Genomic DNA, 22346 nt, shown 5'->3' on the forward strand with positions numbered 1-22346 from the left:
CCCCGCCGACAGCGGCCAGGCCAGGGTCGGCGGGGTGGTGGAGAACGGACGTCGAGGACGGCAGCGGTCAGCCGCCGAACGCGTGGGTGGTGAGCAGTGCGGTGATGATGACGCCGGCCGCGGCCAGCCCGACCGCGCCGACCGTCACACCGAGGATCAGCGGCGTGCGCGACTCCTTCGGCTTGGCGGCGGCGAGCACGACCTGACGGGTCGAGGTGTGGCTGGACACCGCGCGGCTGGCCCGCACCGGGCTGGCGTCGGTCTCGGGCTGCTCGTCCTGCTGCTCGAGCAGGCGGTCGACCTCGGCGCCGTCGATCGGACGGTGCGACCCCGTCGACGACAGCGACGCCGGCAGGTCGATCGATCCGGTCAGGATCACCTCGCCCGTCGCGTTGAGCGCCCCGGTGGGGTCGGCCAGGGCCGAGTTCGGCAGGATGATCGCGTTCGTGTTCGTCACCGCGACGCGGCGGGTGCCCGTCTCGGCGTCGTGCACCTCGGAATCGTTCGAGTCGTGCGCCTGCTGCGACCAGTGGCCGGCGGGCGGCGCGAAGGCCGTGGTCACCGGCTTCGGCTCGGTCGGACGCTGGAACGCCGCGGGGACCTTCGGGGCCTCGGTCGCAGGCTCGGGCAGCGGCACCTCGTTGGTGTCGTCGTCCTCGGCGTCGAGCGAGAGCGGGAACACCGCGGGGGTCGCCGCGGCGGCGTTCGTCGGGATCGGCACCGGCGTGACGGCGGGCTGCGACCCGGCAGCGGGAGCGGGAGCGTCGTCGGCAGACCGATCCGGAGCGTCCTCGGACGACTCGTCCGCCGGGGCGACGTTGGTCGTCTCGTCCGCAGGGGCGTCGTTCACCGGCGCATCCGACTCAGGGACGTCGGTCTCCGTCGCACCGGACTCGGGGACGTCGGTCGCGGACGCGTCGGACTCGGTGACGTCGGCGGGCGGCGACCACGTCGACCGGTGACGGCGGGGCTCCTCGGCGTGCGCAGCGGCCTCGTCGAGGGGCTCGAGCGCGTCCGGGGACCCGTCGGCCTCGGTGGCCTGGGCGACCGCGGCCTGGTCGAGGACCGTCGGGGAAGCGGGCTGCTCGTCGTGCGCGGCCTCGGCGTCCGGAGCACTCTGCGGCGCGGCGGGGTCGATCGTGTCCACCGACCCGAGGACGTCCTCGACGGTGCGGTCGGACGACTGGGGCGTGGGGTTCTGCAGCGGGACCGGCAGGACCGCCTGGCGCTCGGCGGCACGGAGCTGCCGGATCTGCCGACGGGTGAGCCCACCGCTGCCGGGGACGATCTCGGTCGCGGAGGCCGGCGGGAACGGCGGCACACCGGCCGCGGGCGCCGACACCGGGACGGACTGGTCAGACCCGGACTCGGTCTGCGCCGATGCCGGCGCGGACGACTGGGCGAGGCCACCGGGGGCCGGGGCGACGTGCGACCCGGGGCGACGACGGGACTCGGGGGTCTCGGCGGCGGGTGCGGCGACGGTCGGGGGCGGCGTCGCGGGCTGCGAACCGGCCGCGGCGGCACGCTCCCGCTCGCGCGCCTGGCGCCGCGACAGGGGCGGCTGCGCGTCGGACGAACTCATGCAACGCTCCGATACAGATGGTGCTTGGAGATGTACTGGACGACACCGTCGGGAACCAAGTACCAGACGGGGAACCCCCGTCGAACCCGGTCACGGCAATCCGTCGAGGATATGGCCAGTGCAGGGACTTCGAGCAAGCTTACGTCCCGCTCGGGCAATCCGGTGAGGCTCAAGGCGTGTCCCGGACGCGTCACGGCCACGAAGTGCGCGAGGTCCCAGAGACCATCATGGTCTTTCCAGTCGACGATCTGCTGAACGGCGTCTGCGCCCGAGATGAAGACGAGCTGGGCATCCGGTCGCTGTTCGTGCAGGTCTCGCAGGGTGTCGACGGTGTACGTCGGCCCCGGGCGGTCGATGTCCACGCGGCTGACGGTGAACATCGGGTTCGACGCGGTGGCGATCACGGTCATCAGGTACCGGTGCTCGGCGTCGGTGACGTCGGACTTCATGTACGGCTGTCCGGTGGGGACGAAGACGACCTCGTCGAGGTCGAACGCCCGCGCCACCTCGGACGCCGCGACCAGGTGCCCGTGGTGGATGGGGTCGAACGTGCCACCCATCACGCCGATGCGTGGCCGTCCGGTGGTCTCGAGCATCGAGTGGTCGGTCAGATCTTGGTGTGACCGAACTCGTCGACACCCGTCTCGTGGTGGCGGGTGGCCTCGAACTTCTGCGAGTGGCGGTAGGCCACGTCGCGGAAGCTCCAGGTCACGAAGCCGAGGAAGATGAAGAAGAGGGCGCCGACCATCGGGAACACGAACGCGGGCGCCCCGGAGGCGTGCTCAGCAGCTTCTGCGAGGAGGGTCATCGTTCGTGCTCCGTTCGGTCGGGGAAAGACGCCGTTCAGTCTAGCCGCGGATCTGGCCGGACCCGCGCACGATCCACTTCGTGCTCGTGAGCTCCGGCAGGCCCATCGGGCCGCGCGCGTGCAGCTTCTGCGTCGAGATGCCGACCTCGGCCCCGAAACCGAACTCGCCGCCGTCGGTGAACCGGGTGGAGGCGTTCACCATCACGACCGCCGAGTCGACGGTCGCCAGGAACCGTTCGGCGGTGTCGACGTCGTTCGTGACGATCGACTCCGTGTGGTGCGTCGACCACCGGGCGATGTGCGCCATCGCCGCGTCGACGTCGGGCACGACACGGATCGACAGGTCGAGGTCCATCGACTCGGTCGCCCAGTCGTCGTCGGTGGCGCGGAGCACCCCGGGCACGATCGCCCGCGTGGCGTCGTCGCCGCGCAGCGTCACACCGGACGCCCGCAGCCGGTCGGCCAGCACCGGCAGGAGCCGTTCGGCCGCGGCCTCGTGCACCAGGAGGGTCTCGAGGGCGTTGCACACGCTCGGCCGCTGCACCTTGCTGTTCAGGACGATGTCGACCGCACGCTGCTCGGGTGCGGACGCGTCGAGGAACACGTGCACGACGCCCGCACCGGTCTCGATGACGGGCACCTGCGACTCGGTGACGACGGTCTGGATGAGTGCGGCGCTCCCCCGCGGGATCAGCACGTCGACCAGGCCCCGTGCCCGCATGAGCTCGGTGGCACCGGCGCGGCCGAACTCGTCGATGGTCTGCACCAGGTCGCGGGGCAGCCCCACCGACTCGACCGCGTCCTGGATCCGGGCGACGAGCACGGCGTTCGTGTGCTGGGCCGCTGACCCGCCGCGGAGCACGACGGCGTTGCCCGACTTGAGCGCGAGCGAGGCGATGTCGACGGTGACGTTCGGGCGTGCCTCGTAGATCGCCCCGACGACACCGAACGGCACGCGCACCTGGGTGAGCTGGAGTCCGTTCGGCAGCTGCGACCCGCGCACGTGCTCGCCCACGGGGTCGGTCAGCCCGACGACGTGCTCGACCGCGGCGGCGAGGGCCTCGATCCGGACGGGGTCGAGTCGCAGCCGGTCGAGCAGCCCGGACGAGAGTCCGCCGTCCTCGCCGGCGACGAGGTCGTCGTGGTTCGCGGCGACGATCTCGTCGGTCGCGGCACGCACCGCCGAGGCGATCGCGCCGAGGGCGGCGTCCTTGACGGCGGTCGTCGCGGTCGCGAGCGCCGACGAGGCGGCCCGTGCCGCCACGAGCTTGTCGGTGAGGGTCGGGGCGGGCGCGATCGACGACATGGACCGATTGTAGGTCCGCCCCTCGGTTCGTGACGGGCGTGCCGGACGCTCGCCGTGCCTCCAGGCCCGGTCCGCCCCACCGACCGGTCACGACACGTCGTCACCCGCCTGCCGAGCGGTCGCAGATCGTCGCTCCGCGCCGCCCATACCGACGGTTCCCGACCACACGACCTAGTCGAGACCGCCTGGAGGACCGGCACCGGTCTCCGGGACCCGTGCCGGGCCTCCAGGCAGTCGCGCCCACCCCGTCAATCGGTCACGACACATCGTCCTGCGCCACGCGAGCGGTCGCAGACCGTCGCTCCGCGACGCCCACACCGACGGCCTCCGACCAGTCGGCGCCGTCCCGACGGGGAGTCGTGACCACTCGCTGCCGCCGCTCCGGGCGCGGTGCGGGCTGCGTCAGGAATGCGGTGCGGCGTGGAACCAGGTACCGAGGTGTTCGCCGGCCAGCGCGCGGTCGACCAGCGCCGTGTCGGTCACGAGCACCGCGGTGCCCGCCTCGGCCGCGAGCCGCGCGGCGGCGACCTTGGTCCCCGCTCCCCCGGTGCCGACGCCGGCGGTGCCGATCGAGCCGAAGGTGACCCCGGCGAGCTCGTCGCCGAACGGCACCTCGTCGATGCGGGTCGCGCCGGGCTGCTCCGGGGGTGCCGTGTAGAGCGCCTCGACGTCGGAGAGCAGCACGAGGGCATCGGCCCCGAGCAGCCGGGCCACCAGGGCCGCGAGCCGGTCGTTGTCGCCGAAGCGGATCTCGTGCGTGGCGACGGTGTCGTTCTCGTTCACGATCGGGAGCACGCGCAGGGCGAGCAACCGGTCGATGGCGCGCTGGGCGTTCACCCGGTGCGTGGGGTTCTGCAGGTCACCGGCGGTGAGCAGGATCTGCGCCGCGATGACACCGTGCCGGTCGAGTTCCTTCTGGTACCGGAACATCAGGACGTTCTGCCCGGTGGCGGCCGCCGCCTGCTGCGTGGCGAGGTCGTCCGGCCGGCCCTCGAGCCCGAGGAACGGGAACCCGGTCGCGATCGCACCGGACGACACGAGCACGACCTCGGTCCCCCGGCCGTAGGCGGCAGCCAGGGCATCCACCAGGGGGCCGATCTGGCCGGCGGCGTCACCGCTGACCGAGGACGAGCCGACCTTGACGACGATCCGCCGCGCACGCGGGATGTCCTCGCGCCGTGTGACGGGTCCGAGGTCGGTGCGGGCGGTCGTGTCGGTCATGCCGCGGTCAGTCCTTCTGGTCGCTGGTCTCGACCTGGTCGGCGTCGAACTGGTCGCCGGTGCCGAGCTGGTCGCTGGTCACCACGTCGTCGTCCACCCAGAGCCCGGAGACGCGCTCCTGCTCGAGCTCGGCACGGGCGGCCGCCTTGGCGTCCATCCGCTCGAAGTACTCCTCGCGCCGCTCGTTGCGGGTCGGACGCGCCGTCGCACCGATGCGGGCGTCGGTCCCACGGGCGCTCGTGATGAGCTCCGCGGTCGACGTGAGCGTGGGCTCCCAGTCGAAGACCATGCCGCCGTCGCCACCGATGACGACGGTGGAGCCGGCGACGGCTCCGGCCTTGAACAGGCCGTCCTCGACGCCGAGCTTCGCGAGCCGGTCGGCCAGGTAGCCGATCGCCTCTTCGTTGGTGAAGTCGGTCTGCTGGACCCAGCGCTCCGGCTTGGCACCGCGGACGCGGTAGAAGCGGTGCTCCTCGCCGCCCTCGGCGCGCACGGTGAACGGCTTCTCGTTGACCGAGCGGGGGCGGAGCACGATGCGCTCCGGCACCGGCTCGGCCGCACGGGCGGCACGGGCCTGCTCGACGATGTCGGCGAGGGCGAACGTCAGCTCGCGGAGCCCCTTGCGGGACGCCGTGGAGATCGGGAAGACGCGGTAGCCGCGGCCCTCGAGCTCGGCGGTGACGAACTCGGCGAGCTCCTGCGCCTCGGGCACGTCGATCTTGTTCAGGGCGATGAGCTGCGGGCGCTCGAGCAGCGGCACCTGGCCCTCGGGGACCGGGTAGCGCTCGAGCTCGCCGAGGATGACGTCGAGGTCGCTGATCGGGTCACGGCCCGGGTCGAGCGTGGCGCAGTCGATGACGTGGAGCAGCGCCTCGCACCGCTCGACGTGGCGCAGGAACTCGAGGCCCAGGCCCTTGCCCTCGGACGCGCCCTCGATCAGACCGGGGACGTCGGCGACGGTGAAGCGGGTGTCACCGGACTCGACGACGCCGAGGTTCGGGGTGAGGGTCGTGAACGGGTAGTCCGCGATCTTCGGCTTGGCGGCGGAGACGGCCGCGATCAGCGAGGACTTGCCGGCGCTCGGGAACCCGACCAGGGCCACGTCGGCGATGGTCTTCAGCTCGAGGCTGATGTCCCCCGCCCAGCCCTCGGTGCCGAGCAGCGCGAAGCCGGGGGCCTTGCGCTTCGTGGTGGAGAGCGCCGCGTTGCCGAGGCCGCCCTGTCCACCGGGGGCCACGACGACGCGCATGCCGGGCTCGGTGAGGTCGGCGATGACCTCGCCGGAATCGTCGTACACCACGGTGCCGACGGGCATCGGGAGTTCGAGGACCTCGCCGCTGACACCGCTGCGGTGGTCACCCATGCCGGGCTGCCCGTTCTTCGACGAGCGGTGCGGCGAACGGTGGTAGCCGAGCAGCGTCGTCACCTGCGGGTCGGCCACGAGCACGATGTCGCCGCCGTCACCGCCGTTGCCGCCGTCGGGCCCGGCGAGGGGCTTGAACTTCTCACGGCGGACCGACACGCAGCCGTTGCCGCCGTGCCCCGCGCTGAGGTGCAGGGTCACGCGGTCGACGAAGGTCGCCATGGGTCCACTCCAGGTGTTTCGTTGTGCCGACGGGATCGTCGGCGGGAAAAGCGAAGGAGGGGCGGGCACTCGGCCCGCCCCTCCAGCTGCAGTCGTTCGAACGACTACGCGTTGACGATGTTGATGACCTTGCGGCCACCCTTGGTGCCGAACTCGACCGAACCGGACGAGAGGGCGAACAGCGTGTCGTCGCCACCGCGGCCGACGTTGGCGCCCGGGTGGAAGTGCGTGCCGCGCTGGCGGACGATGATCTCGCCGGCGTTGACGACCTCGCCACCGAAGCGCTTCACGCCGAGGCGCTGTGCGTTCGAGTCACGACCGTTGCGAGTGGAACTCGCACCCTTCTTGTGTGCCATGAGTTGACTCCCTTACGCGATCTTGGTGATCTTGACGCGGGTCAGCTCAGCGCGGAAACCCTGGCGCTTCTTGTACCCGGTCTTGTTCTTGAACTTCTGGATGATGACCTTGGGACCACGGAGGTCGTCGAGCACCTCGGCGGTGACGGTCACGTTCGCGAGCTCGGAAGCCGCCGACGTGATCTTGTCACCGTCCACGAGGAGCACGGGGGCGAGGTCGATGTTGCCCTTGTCGTCCGCCTTGGCACGGTCGATGGTCAGGATGGTGCCGACCTCGACCTTCTCCTGACGGCCGCCGGCGCGCACTACTGCGTAAACCACGTGGAAATCCTTACGTAACTCTGCTTGAGGGAAGTCTCGGGTGCCCACTTCTGCACGAGCGGCTCCCGGAAGGCCGGGCCCGATCGGCGACGCAGGCAGAACGGCCCGCTGACACCAGGGACCGAGAATACTCGATCACCCTGGGTCCGGTCAAACGGCGGCACCCGTACGATTGCACGGTGACCGTGTTGATCGACCCACCGACGTGGCCCGCCCACGACACACTGTGGTCGCACCTCGTCAGTGATGAATCCTACGCGGAACTCCACGCGTTCGCTGCGCGGGCCGGTGTGCCGCGCCGTGCGTTCGACCACGACCACTACGACGTCCCGCTCTCGCGGTACGACGAACTGGTGGCCGCTGGCGCCTCGGCCGTGACCGGACGCGAGCTCGTGCTGCGGTTGATCCGCAGTGGGCTGCGCGTGGCGCAGCGGGACAAGCGCGGTCTCTGACCGCCAGTCCGGACGTTCGGGAGGCGCGGTGCTGGTCCGCCCCGCCCGGCACCGCCCACGGGGCGCCGCCGGCTCGCAGGGCCGCGCGAACGGGCTCAGCGGGGCGCTGGACCGCCCCAGGGGTTCGCCGGGGGCTGCTGCTGGTCTGGGCGTGGCCCGGCGCCGTACTGGCCGCCGTACTGGCCGTGGGGGTCGGGCTGCACGCGCCCCTGCCCGTACGGTGCCGGCGGCTGCTGCTGTGGCTGCTGTGGTGCCTGCGGCTGGATCGTCGGGGGTGGGACCGCGTCGGCGGGTCGGACGGTGCCCGGCATCCCCGGGGTCGTCGACGAGCCACGTCCGCGGCGCGGCCGACCGAGCCAGAGCCAGGCCGCCGTGGCGGTCGCCAGGAGCATCACGGTGAACGGCAGACCGTTCTGCAGCGGCCGCGTGAGCACGTCGATGACGAGCTGGGAGCCGCCGGCGGTGGTCGCTCCGAACGAGCCGGTGAACACCCCGACGAGCATCAGGGCCACCGTGCCCGCGGCGCCGGCGAGGACCACGCGGAGCAGGAGCCTCGGCAGCGGGCTGCGGCGGTCGATCGGCGTCAGGAACGCCAGGGCCAGGAACGCGCCGACGTAGTACGGGAACGGAGCCACGAAGACCCCGGTCGTGAAGCTGCCGAGCAGGCTCGTGCCGGCGCCGTAGTGCCGGAACGGACTGACCACGAGCGAGGTGCCGAGCAGCCCGAAGAGCCCGGACACGAACTCGACGAGCACCAGGGCCACCACGGCGATGAGCGCACCGGCCGTGTTCGTCACCGAGGCGCCGGGCGCGAAGGCCCGGCGGGGGTCGGCCGGGGCACGGGGCGGCCGCGGCGGGGCGTACGGCGCGCCGGCACCGGGCTGACGCCCGTACGGCGGCACACCGCCCTGCTGCGGCGGCACCGGGCCGCCGGGCTGCTGGGCACCCGGACCGGGCGGTGCGGGCTGGGACCAGCCCGCACCGTAGTACCCACGCTGCTGCTGCGGGTCGCCCGGGTTCGACACGTCAGTTCCCCAGGATCACGGAGCCGTCGGAGCCATCGGCGTCGTCGGTCGACTCCTCCGTCGGCGTGGCGGGAGCGCTGATGCTCGGCGACGAGACCCGGCGGGAGCGCGAGCGCCCCTGTCCGGGCTGCTTCGGCTCCGGGAGCGCCTGGAGCACCGAGTCGAGCAGGGACTCGGCGTCCGGGGCGACCGCGCGAGGCTCGCGCTTCGGTGCCGCGGCGATCGGGATGTCCAGGATCGCCACGGTGTTGTCGGTCGGGGTCACGGTGGCGCTCGAGCTCACGCGACGACGGGCCGGGGCCTTCGCCTTCGGTGCGGCTGCGGGCTCGGTGACGGCCGGAGCAGCGACCTTCGGCGCGCGCGCCTCGGGCTCGACGATCACGGCGGGCTCAGCGATGACCGACGACCCAGACGGGTCCGACTGCTCGGCAGCGGGTGCCTGCGGTGCATCGGTGGCCCGAGCGTCGGCAGCGGCCTGCTGGTCGCCGCCCTGCTGGTCTCCGCTCTGCTGCTCTGCCCCGCGGCCGCCACGGCCACGGCGACGACGCTTCGAACCGGTCGGCTGCTCGCCACCCGTGCTGTCCGGGCCGGTCGACGCGTCGGCCGACGACGGTGCCGTGGCCTCCGTCGCGGTCGCGGCAGCGGCTGCGGCCTCTTGTTCGTCGTGCGAGAGGGTCGAGGCGGCGATCCGCGACAGCGCGTTCTTCACGTCGTCGGTGATCTGGTGCGCCTGGCCGGAGGCACCGTTCGACTGCCCCGAGGAACCGGAGTTCCCCTTGCCACCGTTGCCGTTGCCGTTGTCGGATCGGCCGTTCTCGTTGCCGTTCCCGCCGCGGCCCTTGCGACGGCCCTTGCTCGGGCCCGGGTCGGCGTTGTTGTCGTTGATCTTCGCGTTGACCTCGTCGAGGGACTCGCGCAGGCCGACACCGATCTTCTTGCGGGTCATCTGCACGAGGCCGAGCGAGGTGATCTCGGCGACCTGGTGCTTCGTGCGGTCGCGGCTCAGGCACTCGACCAGGCGGCGGAGCACGAGGTCGCGGTTCTCCTCGAGCACCATGTCGATGAAGTCGACGACGATGATGCCGCCGATGTCGCGCAGGCGGAGCTGGCGGACGAGCTCCTCGGCGGCCTCGAGGTTGTTCTTCGTGACCGTCTCCTCGAGGTTGCCGCCGGAGCCGACGAACTTGCCCGTGTTGACGTCGACGACCGTCATGGCCTCGGTGCGGTCGATGACGAGCGAACCACCGGAGGGCAGCCAGACCTTGCGGTCGAGCGCCTTGTCGATCTGCTCGTTGAGGCGGAACTCCTCGAAGGAGTCGGGGCCCTCGTACCGGACGACGCGGTCCTTGAGGTCCGGGGCGACGGCCGACAGGTACTCGTCGATGGTGCCACCGGCGGCCTCGCCGTCGATGATCAGCTTCGTGAAGTCCTCGTTGAAGACGTCACGCACGATCTTGATGAGCAGGTCGGGCTCGGAGTGCAGCATGACCGGCGCGTGACCACCGGCGACCTTCTTCTGGATGGCCTCCCACTGGCTGGTCAGGCGCTGCACGTCGCGGGTGAGCTGCTCCTCGGTCGCGCCCTCGGCAGCGGTGCGAACGATGACGCCCGCGTGCTCCGGCAGGACCTCCTTCAGGATCTTCTTCAGTCGGGCGCGCTCGGTGTCCGGCAGCTTGCGCGAGATCCCGTTCATCGAGCCGTTCGGCACGTAGACCAGGTAGCGACCCGGCAGCGAGATCTGGCTGGTGAGGCGGGCACCCTTGTGGCCGACCGGGTCCTTCGTGACCTGCACGAGGACCTTGTCGCCCGGCTTGAGCGCTGCTTCGATGCGGCGACCGTGGTTTCCGGTCTCGACGGAGTTCCAGTCGACCTCACCGGCGTAGAGCACGGCGTTGCGACCGCGACCGATGTCGACGAACGCCGCCTCCATCGAGGGCAGGACGTTCTGCACCTTGCCGAGGTAGACGTTGCCGATGAGCGACACGTTCTCGGACTTGGTGATGTAGTGCTCGGCGAGGATGCCGTCCTCGAGCACGCCGATCTCGATCGTCGACGAGCTGGAGCGGACGATCATCTGGCGGTCGACGCTCTCGCGGCGGGCGAGGAACTCGTCCTCGCTGACCACTTGACGGCGGCGTCCGGCATCGCGGCCGTCACGACGACGCTGCTTCTTCGCCTCGAGCCGGGTCGAGCCCTTGATGCGCTGCGGCTCGGTGATGAGCTCCGGCTCGCGGCGGCGCGGCTCCTGGTGGTCGCGCGGCTCGCGGGCCTCGCGGTCGGCGCTCGAACCACGGCGACGCGAGCGACGGCGCGAGCCGCCCTGGTCGTCGCGGTCGTCACGGTCGCGATCGCGGTCGAAGCGGTCCTCGCGGTCGTAGCGGTCGTCCTCGTCGCGGTCACGATCACGATCACGGTCACGGTCACGGTCGCGCTCGAACCGGGGCGCGCGCTGCGGCAGCTCCGGCAGCACCGGCGCGTGGAAGATCAGGCTGAGCGTGCTCGTGGCCTTCGGCACGAACGGCTCGTCGGCGGGTGCGGCGTCGTCGCTCGCCTCGGCCGTCGGTGCGGCATCGGCCGGACGGGAGGCGCGGTCCGCGTCAGCCCCGTCGGTCGCGGTGCCCGACCGGTCGCCCGTCACGACCGGCAGGTCGCCGGTCAGCGTGCTCACGTCGTGCGGCTCGGCACCGCTGTCGGCGACCGCCTCGACCGCGACGGAGACCGCCCCGGTGTCGGTCGGCTCGACGGGCGACGCCGGCGATGCCGGGGAGTCGGGCGAGTCCGGCGAATCGGGAGAGTCCGGCGAACCGGCCGACGCGACGCTGGCCGCGGGACGGGCGTCAGCGCCGCCCGTCAGCGCGAGGGTCTCGTCGGCGTGGGGTGCCTGCTCGGCGCCCCCACGGGCCTCCTGGCCGGACGACCGGGCGCGGCGACCGCCGAACAGGCGGCTCCGGCGCTTCGGCGCGTTCTCGTCGTTGGTCGTGTTGTCGTTGTTCTGCTCCACCATGGACTGGTGCACTCCTCGGCCCCACTCGCACCCTTTCGGGTGGCGGGAATTCTGTGTCGTGGCGGGCGGCGTCGACGCCCCCGCGCTCGCTGTCTCGTGATCGGTCCGCGTCAACTTCTCGTTGCGTCCGCGCCCGTTCCGGTCCGGGCACCCGGCCCGTTCCGGCTCGGCATCGGAGTGACGCTGCCCGACCACAGTGCGCTCTCACCGCACCGGATCGTCCGGGTTCGGCCCGGTGGGGCGTCACTCGGAAAGCTCTCTTCGGTGTGCGGTTGGCCGCACGACCTCCAGGCATTATCGCATGCCGCACCCGGAAAGCACCGGAACCCGCATGCGATGATGACCGCGTGACCGCGTCTGCACCTGCCCCCCGTCGTCCGATCGCGATGGCGGTCTTCCTGCTCGTCACCGGGATCGTCGGCCTGTTCGGCTCGTTCCGGCTCGTCCTCGACGAGTTCACGAAGTACGAGAACCCGAAGGCCGTCCTGAGCTGTGACGTGAACCCGTTCATCAACTGCTCCGACGTGATGGCCAGCTGGCAGGGGCACCTGTTCGGGTTCCCGAACCCGCTGCTCGGCGTCATGGGGTTCGTCGCCCCGATCGCCGTCGCCGTGCTGCTGCTCGCCGGGTTCCGGAACGGTTCGCGCTGGTTCTGGATCGTCTTCAACGCCGGTGTCTTCCTGGCGTGGGTGTTCGTGACCTGGCTGTTCACGCAGACCGTCTTCGTCATCGGCGCCCTGTGCCCGTGGTGCATGCTCGTCTGGTCGATGACGATCCCGATGTTCTGGGTGTTCACGATCTGGAACATGGCCCAGGGTCGCTTCGGCGCCGGGGCACAGCGTGTCGGGCGGTCGCTCCTGCCCTTCAGCTGGGCGTTCGTGCTGGCGAACTACCTGGTCATCATCGTCACGATCATCATCAAGTTCCCCGCGGTCCTCACCAGCTTCTGAGCCGTCCCCGCTGCCCCTACGCTCGGGATCGATGAGCGAGCACGAGAGCAGCAGGGCGCGCCGCGACGCCGCACGGGAACGCGCGCGAGCGGCACGGGCGGCAGAGCAGTCTCGACGCCGGCGCCTCCGCACACTCGGCATCAGCGGGATCATCGTCGCGGGCCTCGCGGTGGTCGCGGTGGTCGTCCTGGTCGTCGCGAACTCCGTGCAGCCCGCCGGGCCGGGTCCGCGGAACACGGCGAGCGACGGCGTCCTGCTCACCGGGGTGCGCGGCAGGATCGTGCCCGTCGAGACGCGAGCGGTGCCCGACGGCGGGACCCCGACGCCGACCGCGCAGGACGGCTCGAAGACCGCCATCACGATCTACGCGGACTACATGTGCCCGTACTGCAACCAGTTCGAGACGGCCCAGATGCCCCGGATCCGGCAGTGGGTCGAGGACGGTACCGCCACCCTCGAGCTGCACCCGCTCGGGCTGCTCGACCGCGTGTCGCTCGGATCGCGGTACTCCACCCGCTCGGCCGCGGCTGCCGCGTGCGTCGCGGACCACGACCCGGACGCGTTCCTGGCCTTCAACAGCTCGCTCTACGACCACCAGCCCTCGGAGAGCACGCGCGGACTCACGAACGACGAGCTGGCGTCCCTCGCGCACGAAGCCGGGGCGACGGACCCGGCCGTGACACCGTGCATCACCCGGCAGGACTTCGCCGCGTGGGTCGCCGACGCCACGAACCGGGCGATGAACGACCCGGTGCCGAACTCGTCGCTCGACGGGATCACGAGCACGCCGACGATCATCGTCGACGGCGAGCAGTACAACGCGGACGGTGCGGCGTCCCTCGCCGACGTCGACGCGTTCGCGGCCTTCGTCCGGGAGCACGGCGGCGCGTCCTAGCCCCCTCCCCACGACGAACGGCCCCCGCTCCCGGATGGGAGCGAGGGCCGTCGGTCGTTCGGGGAGTGCTACTTCGCCGCGGCGTCGATCGCGGTGATGACGGTGCTCAGGTCGTCCAGGCGCTTGCCGTCGACGACGATGGTCGGCGTGCCGAAGCCCTGCGTGCCCGCGAGCGCCTCGTTCGTGGTGACGGCTTGCGTCGACTTCGTCACCCAGCCCTTGAACTGCTCGGACGACAGGCACTGGGACAGGTCCGAACCGGTCGCGCCGCCCGCCTTGACGAGCTTCGCGATCTCGGAGTTGGTCAGGCCCTTGGTGCCCTCGGCCGGCTGGTTCTCGAAGAACTGCGTCTGCACGTCGAGGAACTTGTCCGGTGCGTAGTTCGCCACGCACATGGCGGCGTTCGCGGCACGGCTGGCGTAGCGGGAGCCCGCGTAGCTGCGGTCCAGGATCGACACCGGCTGGATCGCCAGGGTCGCGTCGCCCGACTTCACCTTGTCGAGGATCTGGTCGGAGTAGGCCGCCTCGAACTGCTTGCAGACCGGGCAGGCCCAGTCGACGTACTCGGTGACCGTCACGGCACCGTCGCTGTTCGCCGTCGGGACCGGCGAGGCCGAGCCCGTCGCGGAGACGGCCGGCGTGGTCACCGGGGTGACCTTGCCGTCCTGGCCGGTGAACTGGATCGCGCCGGTGGCCATGTTCTTCGGCCCGGCTGCGGACACCACGGGCGCGTTGTTCACGTTCATCGCGACGATCGCGATGATCGCGGCGATCGCCACGATGCCCAGGCCGATGCCGCCCTGCAGGAACCACTTGTTGCGGCGCTTGCGGCGCTTCTCGGCGTCGGCGCGCTGGCGTGCGACCTCTCGGGCGTGCTGACGCCGCTCGTTCTTGGTGGGTCGGTCGTTGTTCGTCACGTCGTCCCCGTCGCTCAGGCGAACCAGAGCGCGAGCTCGCGCGCGGCCGACTCGGGGCTGTCCGAACCGTGGACCAGGTTCTGCTGCACCTTGAGGCCCCAGTCGCGGCCCAGGTCACCACGGATGGTACCGGGCGCGGCCGAGGTCGGGTCGGTGGTGCCGGCGAGCGAGCGGAAGCCCGCGATCGCACCGTTGCCGGCGACGCGCACGGCGACGACGGGACCGGACTGCATGAACTCGACGAGCGGCTCGAAGAACGGCTTGCCCTGGTGCTCCTCGTAGTGCGCGTCGAGCAGGTCGCGCGGCGCGGTGAGCATCTTCAGGTCGACGAGCTCGTAGCCCTTCGCCTCGATCCGGCGGAGGATCTCACCGGTCAGCTGGCGGGCGACGCCGTCGGGCTTGACGAGGACGAGGGTCTCTTCGAAGTCGGACACGCAGTACTCCCTGTGTTCGGGGTCGAATGTGGTGGTCAGTCCTCGCCCATGGCCGCTCGGCGCGCGGCGTTCTGACGGTCCAGTTGACCGCCCTTGACGAAGCAGAAGACCCACAGCGCCAGGAACACCACGGCGACCGCGAACATGAACGGTTCGATGAACCCGGTGGCGAGGATGGCCGCCTGCAGCAGCCACCCGAACCATACACCGGCCCGGTTGCCCGTCAGACGTGAGGCAGCTGCGAGGACGATGATCGCGCCGATGCCCCCGCCGAAGGCCGCGGCGGGCGGCAGCGTGCCCTTGCCGAAGACGACGAGCATGGGGAAGAAGAACATGATCGCCTCGAGCACGAGCGTGATCGAGAGCAGGCTCTCCTGCGCCCCGCGTTCGCGGCGCGGCTTCCGGGTGCGCGGTGCGCGGCCCGGCCGGGAGGCCCGTGGTGCGTCCGTCACTTCGCCTCGCCTTCGCGGTGCACGAGGTCCATGACCGCGCCCACCATCACGATGGAGCCCGCGACGAGCACGAGGGCGTCCTCGGCGTCGGCCTCGTCGGCCAGGCTGCGCGCTTCCTGCAGTGCGGACGCCAGGGAGGGCTCGACGACGACGCGGTCCTCACCGACCTCGTCGACGACGACCCGGGCGAACTCGTCCGCGTCGAGCGCACGCTCCCCCGGCGGCTGCGTCACGACGAACGTGGCGACGGTGTCCTTGAGCGCGCGGACGAACCCGCGGGCGTCCTTGTCGCCGAGGATCCCGACGACGCCGACGACGTGCTCGGACGGGAACGCGACCGGCAGCGCCTCGGCCAGGGCCTTCGCACCGTGCGGGTTGTGCGCGGCGTCGACGACGACGGTCGGGTCGGTCGCGATGGGCTGCAGGCGACCGGGGCTGGTCGTGCCGGCGATGCCCTCGGACAGGACGTCCTCGTCGAGGGCCTGGGCCCCGCGGCCGAGGAACGACTCGACCGCCGCGATGGCCACGGCGGCGTTCTCGGCCTGGTGCCGGCCGAACAGCGGCAGGAACAGGTCGTCGTAGCGGCCGGCGATGCCCTGCACGGTGATGAGCTGTCCGCCCACGGCCGGGGTGACGTCGACGACGCTGAATCCCTGCGAGCTCGGCCTGCCCGCCGCTCCGCGACGGTCAGGTACCGGCTCGAAGGGGCCCACCGTGCCCTCCACGGCCAGGGTGGACTCGGTGAGCTCGGCGGCGCGCTCGAGTTCGGCGAGGGCCTCGGGGACCTGCCGGCTCGACACCACGGCGGACGACGGCTTGATGATGCCCGACTTGGTGCGGGCGATCTCGGCCACCGTGGCACCGAGCTGCTTCGCGTGGTCGATGGCGATCGGCGTGAACACCGACACCTGGCTCTGCACGACGTTGGTGGAGTCCCACTCGCCGCCCATGCCGACCTCGATCACGGCGACGTCCACCGGGGCCTCGGCGAAGCACGCCAGGGCGAGCACGGTGAGCGCCTCGAAGAAGGTCAGCGGGAGTTCGCCCTTGTCGGCGAGCTCGCGGTCGGTGATCTCGAGCACCGGGGCGATGTCGTCCCAGTTCTCGACGAACCGGTCCGCCGCGATCGGCTGACCGTCGACCACGATGCGCTCCCGGATCGACACCAGGTGCGGGCTCGTCATCAGGCCGGTGCGCAGACCGTGGGCCCGGACGATGCTCTCGATGGTGCGCGCGGTCGACGTCTTGCCGTTCGTGCCCGTCACGTGGATCACCGGGTACGCCAGGTGCGGGTCGCCGAGCAGCTCGACGGCGCGGCGCGTGGCGGTCAGTCGGCGCTCGGGGGCCTGTTCGCCGATGCGGGCGTACAGGGCGGCCTCGACGCGCCGGACCTCGTCGTCGTCGCCGCCGTAGGGCACGGCGTCGGCCGGAGCGTCGCCGGAGGGGCCGACCGGGATCCGGATGCCGTCCGCGTCGCGCCCGTCAACACCGTGACCGTCGAGCTCGTCGTGTCCGACGAACTCCTCGTTCGCCTCGTGGTCGTCGTACTGGTCGTGGTCACTCATGCGCGTGCTACCTCCACGGATACCTTCGCACCGTCACCGACGTCGGTGGTGGTGTCGTCCGCCCCGAGGGGCACGATCTCGACGCTCGTCGCCAGGGTCTCCCCCGCGATGAGCTCCTGGTGCGCGCGGACCGCGCCGTCGGCCGTGCCGTCCACCCGGAGGGTCAGGGCGATGCGGTCGCTGACGTCGAGGTCGGCGTCGCGGCGGGCCTGCTGGACGGCGCGGACGACGTCACGGGCGAGCCCCTCGGCCTCGAGCTCGGGCGTGGTCACGGTGTCGAGCACGACGAAGCCGCCCTCGTCGAGGAACGCCACGGCCACCGAGGCGTCGGCCACGGTGAGGTCGAGCGAGTACTCGCCCTCGATCAGGTCGACGCCACCGACGGTCACGCCGGAGTCGGTCGCCGTCCAGTCGCCCTGCTTGGCGGCCGGGATCACCTGCTGCACCTGCTTGCCGATGCGGGGGCCAGCGACGCGGGCGTTCACGGTGAGCTTCCGCTCGATGCCGTACTGCGCCAGCGACTCTTCCGCCTGGGCCTCGAGCACCACGCGCTTGACGTTGAGCTCGTCGCGCAGGATGTCGGCGAACGGCTCCACCGCGGCCGGGTCCTGCACCACCAGGGTCAGCGTGGCCAGGGGCAGGCGGACGCGCTTGCCGGTGGCCTTGCGGAGCGCCAGTCCCTTCGAGGCGACGTCGCGCACGCGGTCCATCGCGTCGACGAGGGCGTCGTCGGCGGGGAACTCGTCGGGGTCCGGGAAGTCCGTCAGGTGGACGCTGCGTCCGCCGGTCAGGCCCTTCCAGATCTCCTCGGTGACGAGCGGCGCGAGCGGGGCGGCGACCCGGGTCAGGGTCTCGAGCACGGTGTACAGCGTGTCGAACGCCGCACGGGTCTCGACACCGGCGTCCGCGTCGGCCCCGGTCCAGAACTTGTCGCGCGAGCGGCGGACGTACCAGTTCGTGAGCACGTCGGCGAAGTCGCGGACGGCCTGGGCCGCGAGCGGGGTGTCGAGCGCGTCGAGGTGCGTCCGGACGTCGGTGACGAGGACCCGGGTCTTCGCGAGCAGGTACCGGTCGAGCACGTCGGTCGAGTCGGTCCGGCGCTGGGCCCGGTACCCGTCGGGACCCGAGGCGTTCGCGTACAGGGTGAAGAAGTAGTACGTCGACCACAGCGGCAGCATGAACTCGCGGACGCCCTGGCGGATGCCCTCCTCGGTGACGACGAGGTTGCCGCCGCGGATCACCGAGGAGGACATCAGGAACCAGCGCATGGCGTCGGCGCCGTCGCGGTCGAAGACCTCGGAGACGTCCGGGTAGTTCCGGAGCGACTTCGACATCTTCTGGCCGTCCGAGCCGAGGACGATGCCGTGGCTGATGACGTTCTGGAACGCCGGCCGGTCGAACAGCGCGGTGGAGAGCACGTGCATGACGTAGAACCAGCCGCGCGTCTGCCCGATGTACTCGACGATGAAGTCGGCCGGGCTGTGCGACTCGAACCACTCGCGGTTCTCGAACGGGTAGTGCACCTGGGCGTACGGCATCGACCCGGAGTCGAACCACACGTCGAACACGTCGGTGATCCGGCGCATCGTGGAGTTGCCCGTGGGGTCGTCGGGGTTCGGCCGCGTCAGGTCGTCGATGAACGGCCGGTGCAGGTCGACTTCACCCTCGGCGTTCACCGGCAGTCGACCGAAGTCGCGCTCGATGTCGGCGAGCGAGCCGTACACGTCGGTGCGCGGGTACTCGGGGTCGTCGGACTGCCACACCGGGATCGGCGTGCCGAAGTAACGGTTGCGCGAGACCGACCAGTCGATGGCGTTGCCCACCCATTTGCCGAACTGGCCGTCCTTGACGTTGTCCGGCACCCAGTTGATGTCCTGGTTGAGCTGACCCATGCGGTCACGGAGCTCGGTGACGCGGACGAACCACGACGAGACGGCCTTGTAGATGAGGGGCTTCCGGCACCGCCAGCAGTGCGGGTAGCTGTGCTCGTAGGACGCCTGGCGGAGCAGTCGCCCGGCGTCGCGGACGGCCTTGGTCAGCGGCTTGTTCGCGTCCGACCAGAGCATGCCGGCGACCTCGCCGAACTGCGACGTGAAGACGCCGCCCTCGTCGAGGGACAGCACGACGGGGATGCCGGCGGCGGCGCAGACCTCTTGGTCGTCGGCACCGTAGGCCGGGGCCTGGTGCACGATGCCGGTGCCCTCACCGGTCTCGACGTACTCGGCGACCAGTACTCGCCAAGCGTTCTCGTAGCCCTCGGCGTCGGCGAGGAAGTCGAACAGCCGCTCGTACTCGACGCCGTCGAGCTCGGCGCCCGTCAGCGTGCGCGCGGCGGCGGCGAGCGCCTCGTCACCCGAGGCGTAGCCGAGCTCCTTCGCGTGCGCGGCCACGGTGTCGGACGCGAGCAGGTAGGAGACGGAACCGGCGTCGGCACCGTCAGCCGCGCCTCCAGGCCCTGCCGGGACGACCGCGTACGCGATCTCCGGACCGACCGCCAGGGCGGCGTTCGTCGGGAGGGTCCAGGGGGTCGTCGTCCAGGCGAGCGCGCGCACACCGGTCAGGTCGAGCGCGGAAGCGCGGTCGCCGTGCAGCGGGAACGAGACGGTGACGGACTGGTCCTGGCGCATCTTGTAGACGTCGTCGTCCATGCGCAGCTCGTGGTTGGACAGCGGCGTCTGGTCGTTCCAGCAGTACGGCAGGACCCGGAAGCCCTCGTACGCCAGGCCCTTGTCCCAGAGCTGCTTCCAGGCCCAGAGCACGCTCTCCATGAAGGTGACGTCGAGGGTCTTGTAGTCGTCCTCGAAGTCGACCCAGCGCGCCTGGCGGGTGACGTACTCCTGCCACTCGTCGGTGTACTGCAGCACGGACTTCTTGGCGGCGGCGTTGAAGACGTCGATGCCCATGGCGTCGATCTCGTGCTTCTCGGTGATGCCGAGCTGCCGCATCGCCTCGAGCTCGGCGGGCAGGCCGTGGGTGTCCCAGCCGAAGCGGCGGTGCACCTGCTTGCCGCGCATGGTCTGGTAGCGCGGGAAGACGTCCTTGGCGTACCCGGTCAGCAGGTGCCCGTAGTGCGGCAGGCCGTTGGCGAACGGCGGGCCGTCGTAGAAGGTCCACTCCGGGCAGCCCTGTCGCGCGTCGATGGACGCCTGGAACGTGTCGTCGCGCTTCCAGAAGGCGAGGATGCCCCGCTCGACGGCGGGGAAGCTCGGCGAGGGGACGACGCCATCGGCATCGGCGTTCAACGGGTACGGCACCGGGACTCCTTGTGGGTTCGCTCGATCTCCACGAGGACGGAAACAGGTTCCGCGGTACCACCTCGTTTGCCGCCCAACGTGCGCTGTGCGACCACTCTGTGTCGGGGGTGGTGACGGTCCCGAACCCGCCCGGTTCTACTGACGGAGGCGCTGGTGCGCTCCGTGTTCTTCCGGAAGCTCCCCGGTGATGGCCGGATCGACGCTCTTGGAACACGACTTTACCGGACGGGAGCATGCTTGAGTGATGCCCGCAGAAGAACGCCCCGAGTCACTCGTCACCGTCCTGATCGCGTTCGGGGCGAACCTGCTCGTCGCGATCGCGAAGACGATCGCCTCGCTCGTCTCGGGTTCGGCCTCGATGGTGGCCGAGGCGGCGCACTCGTGGGCGGACACCGGCAACGAGGTCTTCCTGCTCGTCGCGGAACGACGGGGCGGCAAGAAGCGGGACACCGCGCACCCGCTCGGGTACGGACGCGAGACGTACATCTGGTCGATGTTCGCCGCGTTCGGTCTGTTCACTGCCGGTGCGATCGTGTCGATCTACCACGGCATCTCGGAGTTCGGGGACACCGGGCCGGCCGAGGACGTCGTGCTCAACTACGTGGTGCTCGGGGTCGCGTTCCTGCTCGAGGGCACGAGCTTCCTGCAGGCGTACCGGCAGGCGCACGGCGCCGCGACGAAGCGCAAGGTCCCGGTGCTGCGGCACGTGCTGCAGTCGTCGAACCCGACGCTCCGCGCGGTGTTCGCCGAGGACGCGGCGGCGCTGATCGGCCTGGTCGTGGCGTTCCTCGGGGTGTTCCTGCACCAGGTCACCGGGCTGGCGGTCTTCGACGCGCTCGGCTCCATCGCGATCGGTGTGCTGCTCGGGGTCGTCGCGATCGTCCTGATCGACCGCAACCGCCGGTTCCTGCTCGGCGAGAGCACGTCCCCGGAGCTCGAGAACGCGGTGCTCGTCGAGCTGCTGGGCCGGTCGCAGGTCGAGCGGGTCACCTACCTGCACCTGGAGTTCGTGGGGCCGTCGCGGGTGTACCTCGTCGCGGCCGTCGACCTGACGGGCAACGAGACCGAGGAGCACGTGGCGGTGCGGTTGCGTGACGTGGAGCAGTCGCTCGAGGACAGCCCGTACATCGAGGAGGCCGTCCTCACCCTGAGCTACCCGGGCGACGAGTCGCTGGTGCCGACCGACGGCGACGTGCCCGAGGTCGTGCGCGACGGGACGGCTTCGGACGTGGCTTCCGGTGGCGCGGGGACCCTGCGCACGGAGTGAGCGTCGACTGGGCGCGCGGGCGGCGGCGGAGTTCGTATCGCAAGACGCCGGCGTGTCAGCAAGACGCCGCCATGTGCTCGAGACGCCGCTGGATAAGGCGGCGTCTCGCCGTCGAGGCGGCGTCATGTGAAGACGCCGGCGTGTTCAGTGGGCGACAGAGCGTCGGACGGGAGGCGCGGTGCCAGGCCGCCACGGGCCTCCCGTCCGCCGCCCGTCACGTCCACCGCCCCGCGCGCGGCCCGTGGGACGCCGGCGTGTCAGCAAGACGCCGCCATGTGCTCGAGACGCCGCAGGATTCAACGGCGTCTCGCCGTCGAGGCGGCGTCGCGCGAAGACGCCGGCGTGTCAGCGGGCGTCGAGGCCCGCGACCACCGGGGTGAGCGCTGCCGCGACGTACTCGACGAGCGCACGGCGGCCGACCCCGTCGGTGACCCACACCCCGAACGCCGCGGCGGCGGCACCGAGCATCGCGCCGGACACCGTCTGCGGCCAGAGCGAGCGCGGCTGCTCCCCCGTGCGGCCGGCGACGAAGGCGGCGACGGCCTCGTGCTGCGCTGTCACCCGGACCGCGACGCCCGCCACCAGTTCGGGCCCGATGCCCATGACCTCGGCCTGCGCGACGGCCCACGGCACCCGCTCGGGGTCGTGGGCACGGGCTGCCGCGAGGAGCGCCTGCTCAACGGCACGGACGACGCTCGGCTCGGTCGACGCGGCGAGGTACCCGGGCAGCCCGGCGACGGCGGCGTCGAGTTCGAGCCACATCACGTCGGCCTTCGCCGGGAAGTAGTTGAAGAACGTCGCACGGCTGACCCCGGCGCGGGCGGCGATCTGGTCGACCGTGGTGCGTCCGTACCCCTGCTCGAGGAAGAGCTCGGCGGCGGCGTCCGCGAGCACCTCGGCGCTCGAGCGTCGGGGTCGGCCACCGCGGCGGATCGGTTCGTCCATGGGCCCC

General features: G+C 71.3%; 20 protein-coding genes. 4 read left to right on the forward strand and 16 right to left on the reverse strand.

The window, feature by feature from the left end; all coding sequences use genetic code 11:
* Positions 1 to 67 precede the first annotated feature (67 nt).
* The 8 genes from DEJ12_RS14445 to rplU all read right to left on the reverse strand — a co-directional run bounded on the left by DEJ12_RS14445 (position 68) and on the right by rplU (position 7179).
* Positions 68 to 1582, reverse strand: coding sequence for a hypothetical protein (locus DEJ12_RS14445; protein ID WP_111030523.1), 1515 nt, complete (start codon positions 1580 to 1582; stop codon positions 68 to 70).
* Complete coding sequence (nadD, locus tag DEJ12_RS14450) at positions 1579 to 2178, reverse strand: nicotinate-nucleotide adenylyltransferase (protein WP_027464719.1); 600 nt, start codon at positions 2176 to 2178, stop codon at positions 1579 to 1581. The genes DEJ12_RS14445 and nadD overlap by 4 nt, the downstream gene beginning before the upstream one ends.
* Positions 2179 to 2189: 11 nt before the next feature.
* On the reverse strand, positions 2190 to 2390 hold the full coding sequence (locus DEJ12_RS14455) for a hypothetical protein (protein ID WP_035807661.1): 201 nt from the start codon (positions 2388 to 2390) through the stop codon (positions 2190 to 2192).
* 40 nt (positions 2391 to 2430) lie between these two features.
* Positions 2431 to 3696, reverse strand: a complete 1266-nt coding sequence (locus DEJ12_RS14460; protein WP_111024155.1) for a glutamate-5-semialdehyde dehydrogenase — start codon at positions 3694 to 3696, stop codon at positions 2431 to 2433.
* A gap of 402 nt (positions 3697 to 4098) precedes the next feature.
* A complete protein-coding gene (proB, locus tag DEJ12_RS14465) occupies positions 4099 to 4917 on the reverse strand; it encodes a glutamate 5-kinase (protein ID WP_258370560.1) in 819 nt (272 codons plus the stop codon).
* Positions 4918 to 4924: 7 nt separating this feature from the next.
* A complete protein-coding gene (gene obgE / locus DEJ12_RS14470; protein WP_111030524.1) occupies positions 4925 to 6502 on the reverse strand; it encodes a GTPase ObgE in 1578 nt (525 codons plus the stop codon).
* A gap of 104 nt (positions 6503 to 6606) precedes the next feature.
* Entirely contained in the window at positions 6607 to 6858 is a 252-nt protein-coding gene (gene rpmA / locus DEJ12_RS14475) for a 50S ribosomal protein L27 (RefSeq protein ID WP_017885976.1), read from the reverse strand.
* A gap of 12 nt (positions 6859 to 6870) precedes the next feature.
* Positions 6871 to 7179: a 50S ribosomal protein L21 gene (rplU, locus tag DEJ12_RS14480; protein ID WP_027464715.1), complete on the reverse strand. Its 309-nt coding sequence runs from the start codon at positions 7177 to 7179 to the stop codon at positions 6871 to 6873.
* Between the two features lie 179 nt (positions 7180 to 7358).
* Between rplU and DEJ12_RS14485 the strand changes: the two genes are divergently transcribed.
* The gene (locus DEJ12_RS14485) at positions 7359 to 7631 is read left to right on the forward strand and encodes a DUF4031 domain-containing protein (RefSeq protein WP_071405560.1); all 273 of its coding nucleotides are present in this window, start codon (positions 7359 to 7361) and stop codon (positions 7629 to 7631) included.
* Positions 7632 to 7726: 95 nt separating this feature from the next.
* On the opposite strand, the gene DEJ12_RS14490 is transcribed toward DEJ12_RS14485, so the two are convergent.
* Together DEJ12_RS14490 and DEJ12_RS14500 are read right to left on the reverse strand one after the other, a co-directional pair.
* Entirely contained in the window at positions 7727 to 8656 is a 930-nt protein-coding gene (locus DEJ12_RS14490; RefSeq protein WP_111030525.1) for a hypothetical protein, read from the reverse strand.
* Position 8657: 1 nt separating this feature from the next.
* Complete coding sequence (locus tag DEJ12_RS14500; RefSeq protein WP_181433092.1) at positions 8658 to 11660, reverse strand: Rne/Rng family ribonuclease; 3003 nt, start codon at positions 11658 to 11660, stop codon at positions 8658 to 8660.
* A gap of 347 nt (positions 11661 to 12007) precedes the next feature.
* On the opposite strand from DEJ12_RS14500, the gene DEJ12_RS14505 reads away from it, so the two are divergent.
* Positions 12008 to 12610 (forward strand): vitamin K epoxide reductase family protein, encoded by a 603-nt coding sequence (locus DEJ12_RS14505; RefSeq protein ID WP_111030526.1) that lies wholly within the window; start codon positions 12008 to 12010, stop codon positions 12608 to 12610.
* A 31-nt stretch (positions 12611 to 12641) separates the two neighbouring features.
* Positions 12642 to 13505 (forward strand): thioredoxin domain-containing protein, encoded by an 864-nt coding sequence (locus DEJ12_RS14510; protein ID WP_111030527.1) that lies wholly within the window; start codon positions 12642 to 12644, stop codon positions 13503 to 13505.
* A gap of 68 nt (positions 13506 to 13573) precedes the next feature.
* Here DEJ12_RS14510 and DEJ12_RS14515 read toward each other — a convergent pair whose 3' ends face one another.
* Genes DEJ12_RS14515 through ileS form a run of 5 tightly spaced genes read right to left on the reverse strand, consistent with a single transcriptional unit; the run spans position 13574 to position 20127 of the window.
* On the reverse strand, positions 13574 to 14422 hold the full coding sequence (locus DEJ12_RS14515) for a thioredoxin domain-containing protein (RefSeq protein WP_111030528.1): 849 nt from the start codon (positions 14420 to 14422) through the stop codon (positions 13574 to 13576).
* Between the two features lie 14 nt (positions 14423 to 14436).
* Positions 14437 to 14856, reverse strand: coding sequence for a nucleoside-diphosphate kinase (ndk, locus tag DEJ12_RS14520; protein WP_017885984.1), 420 nt, complete (start codon positions 14854 to 14856; stop codon positions 14437 to 14439).
* A 35-nt stretch (positions 14857 to 14891) separates the two neighbouring features.
* Complete coding sequence (locus tag DEJ12_RS14525; RefSeq protein ID WP_051596525.1) at positions 14892 to 15308, reverse strand: DUF4233 domain-containing protein; 417 nt, start codon at positions 15306 to 15308, stop codon at positions 14892 to 14894.
* Positions 15305 to 16873 (reverse strand): folylpolyglutamate synthase/dihydrofolate synthase family protein, encoded by a 1569-nt coding sequence (locus DEJ12_RS14530; RefSeq protein WP_181433091.1) that lies wholly within the window; start codon positions 16871 to 16873, stop codon positions 15305 to 15307. Before DEJ12_RS14530 ends, DEJ12_RS14525 begins: the two co-directional genes overlap by 4 nt.
* Positions 16870 to 20127, reverse strand: a complete 3258-nt coding sequence (gene ileS, locus DEJ12_RS14535) for an isoleucine--tRNA ligase (RefSeq protein WP_111030529.1) — start codon at positions 20125 to 20127, stop codon at positions 16870 to 16872. The genes DEJ12_RS14530 and ileS overlap by 4 nt, the downstream gene beginning before the upstream one ends.
* Positions 20128 to 20371: 244 nt before the next feature.
* On the opposite strand from ileS, the gene DEJ12_RS14540 reads away from it, so the two are divergent.
* A complete protein-coding gene (locus DEJ12_RS14540; RefSeq protein WP_111030530.1) occupies positions 20372 to 21394 on the forward strand; it encodes a cation diffusion facilitator family transporter in 1023 nt (340 codons plus the stop codon).
* Positions 21395 to 21739: 345 nt separating this feature from the next.
* On the opposite strand, the gene DEJ12_RS14545 is transcribed toward DEJ12_RS14540, so the two are convergent.
* Complete coding sequence (locus DEJ12_RS14545) at positions 21740 to 22339, reverse strand: TetR family transcriptional regulator (protein WP_027464707.1); 600 nt, start codon at positions 22337 to 22339, stop codon at positions 21740 to 21742.
* Positions 22340 to 22346 lie beyond the last annotated feature (7 nt).

The organism is Curtobacterium sp. MCLR17_059 (assembly GCF_003234665.1).
Taxonomy (GTDB): Bacteria; Actinomycetota; Actinomycetes; order Actinomycetales; family Microbacteriaceae; genus Curtobacterium; species Curtobacterium flaccumfaciens.

What these genes read in the sequence shown, in the direction of transcription:
- DEJ12_RS14445 (WP_111030523.1), bottom strand. Translation starts at nt 1,582, where the DNA reads ATGAGTTCGTCCGACGCGCAGCCGCCCCTGTCGCGGCGCCAGGCGCGC.
- nadD (WP_027464719.1), bottom strand. Translation starts at nt 2,178, where the DNA reads ATGCTCGAGACCACCGGACGGCCACGCATCGGCGTGATGGGTGGCACG.
- DEJ12_RS14455 (WP_035807661.1), bottom strand. Translation starts at nt 2,390, where the DNA reads ATGACCCTCCTCGCAGAAGCTGCTGAGCACGCCTCCGGGGCGCCCGCG.
- DEJ12_RS14460 (WP_111024155.1), bottom strand. Translation starts at nt 3,696, where the DNA reads ATGTCGTCGATCGCGCCCGCCCCGACCCTCACCGACAAGCTCGTGGCG.
- proB (WP_258370560.1), bottom strand. Translation starts at nt 4,917, where the DNA reads ATGACCGACACGACCGCCCGCACCGACCTCGGACCCGTCACACGGCGC.
- obgE (WP_111030524.1), bottom strand. Translation starts at nt 6,502, where the DNA reads ATGGCGACCTTCGTCGACCGCGTGACCCTGCACCTCAGCGCGGGGCAC.
- rpmA (WP_017885976.1), bottom strand. Translation starts at nt 6,858, where the DNA reads ATGGCACACAAGAAGGGTGCGAGTTCCACTCGCAACGGTCGTGACTCG.
- DEJ12_RS14500 (WP_181433092.1), bottom strand. Translation starts at nt 11,660, where the DNA reads ATGGTGGAGCAGAACAACGACAACACGACCAACGACGAGAACGCGCCG.
- DEJ12_RS14510 (WP_111030527.1), top strand. Translation starts at nt 12,642, where the DNA reads ATGAGCGAGCACGAGAGCAGCAGGGCGCGCCGCGACGCCGCACGGGAA.
- DEJ12_RS14530 (WP_181433091.1), bottom strand. Translation starts at nt 16,873, where the DNA reads ATGAGTGACCACGACCAGTACGACGACCACGAGGCGAACGAGGAGTTC.
- DEJ12_RS14540 (WP_111030530.1), top strand. Translation starts at nt 20,372, where the DNA reads ATGCCCGCAGAAGAACGCCCCGAGTCACTCGTCACCGTCCTGATCGCG.
- DEJ12_RS14545 (WP_027464707.1), bottom strand. Translation starts at nt 22,339, where the DNA reads ATGGACGAACCGATCCGCCGCGGTGGCCGACCCCGACGCTCGAGCGCC.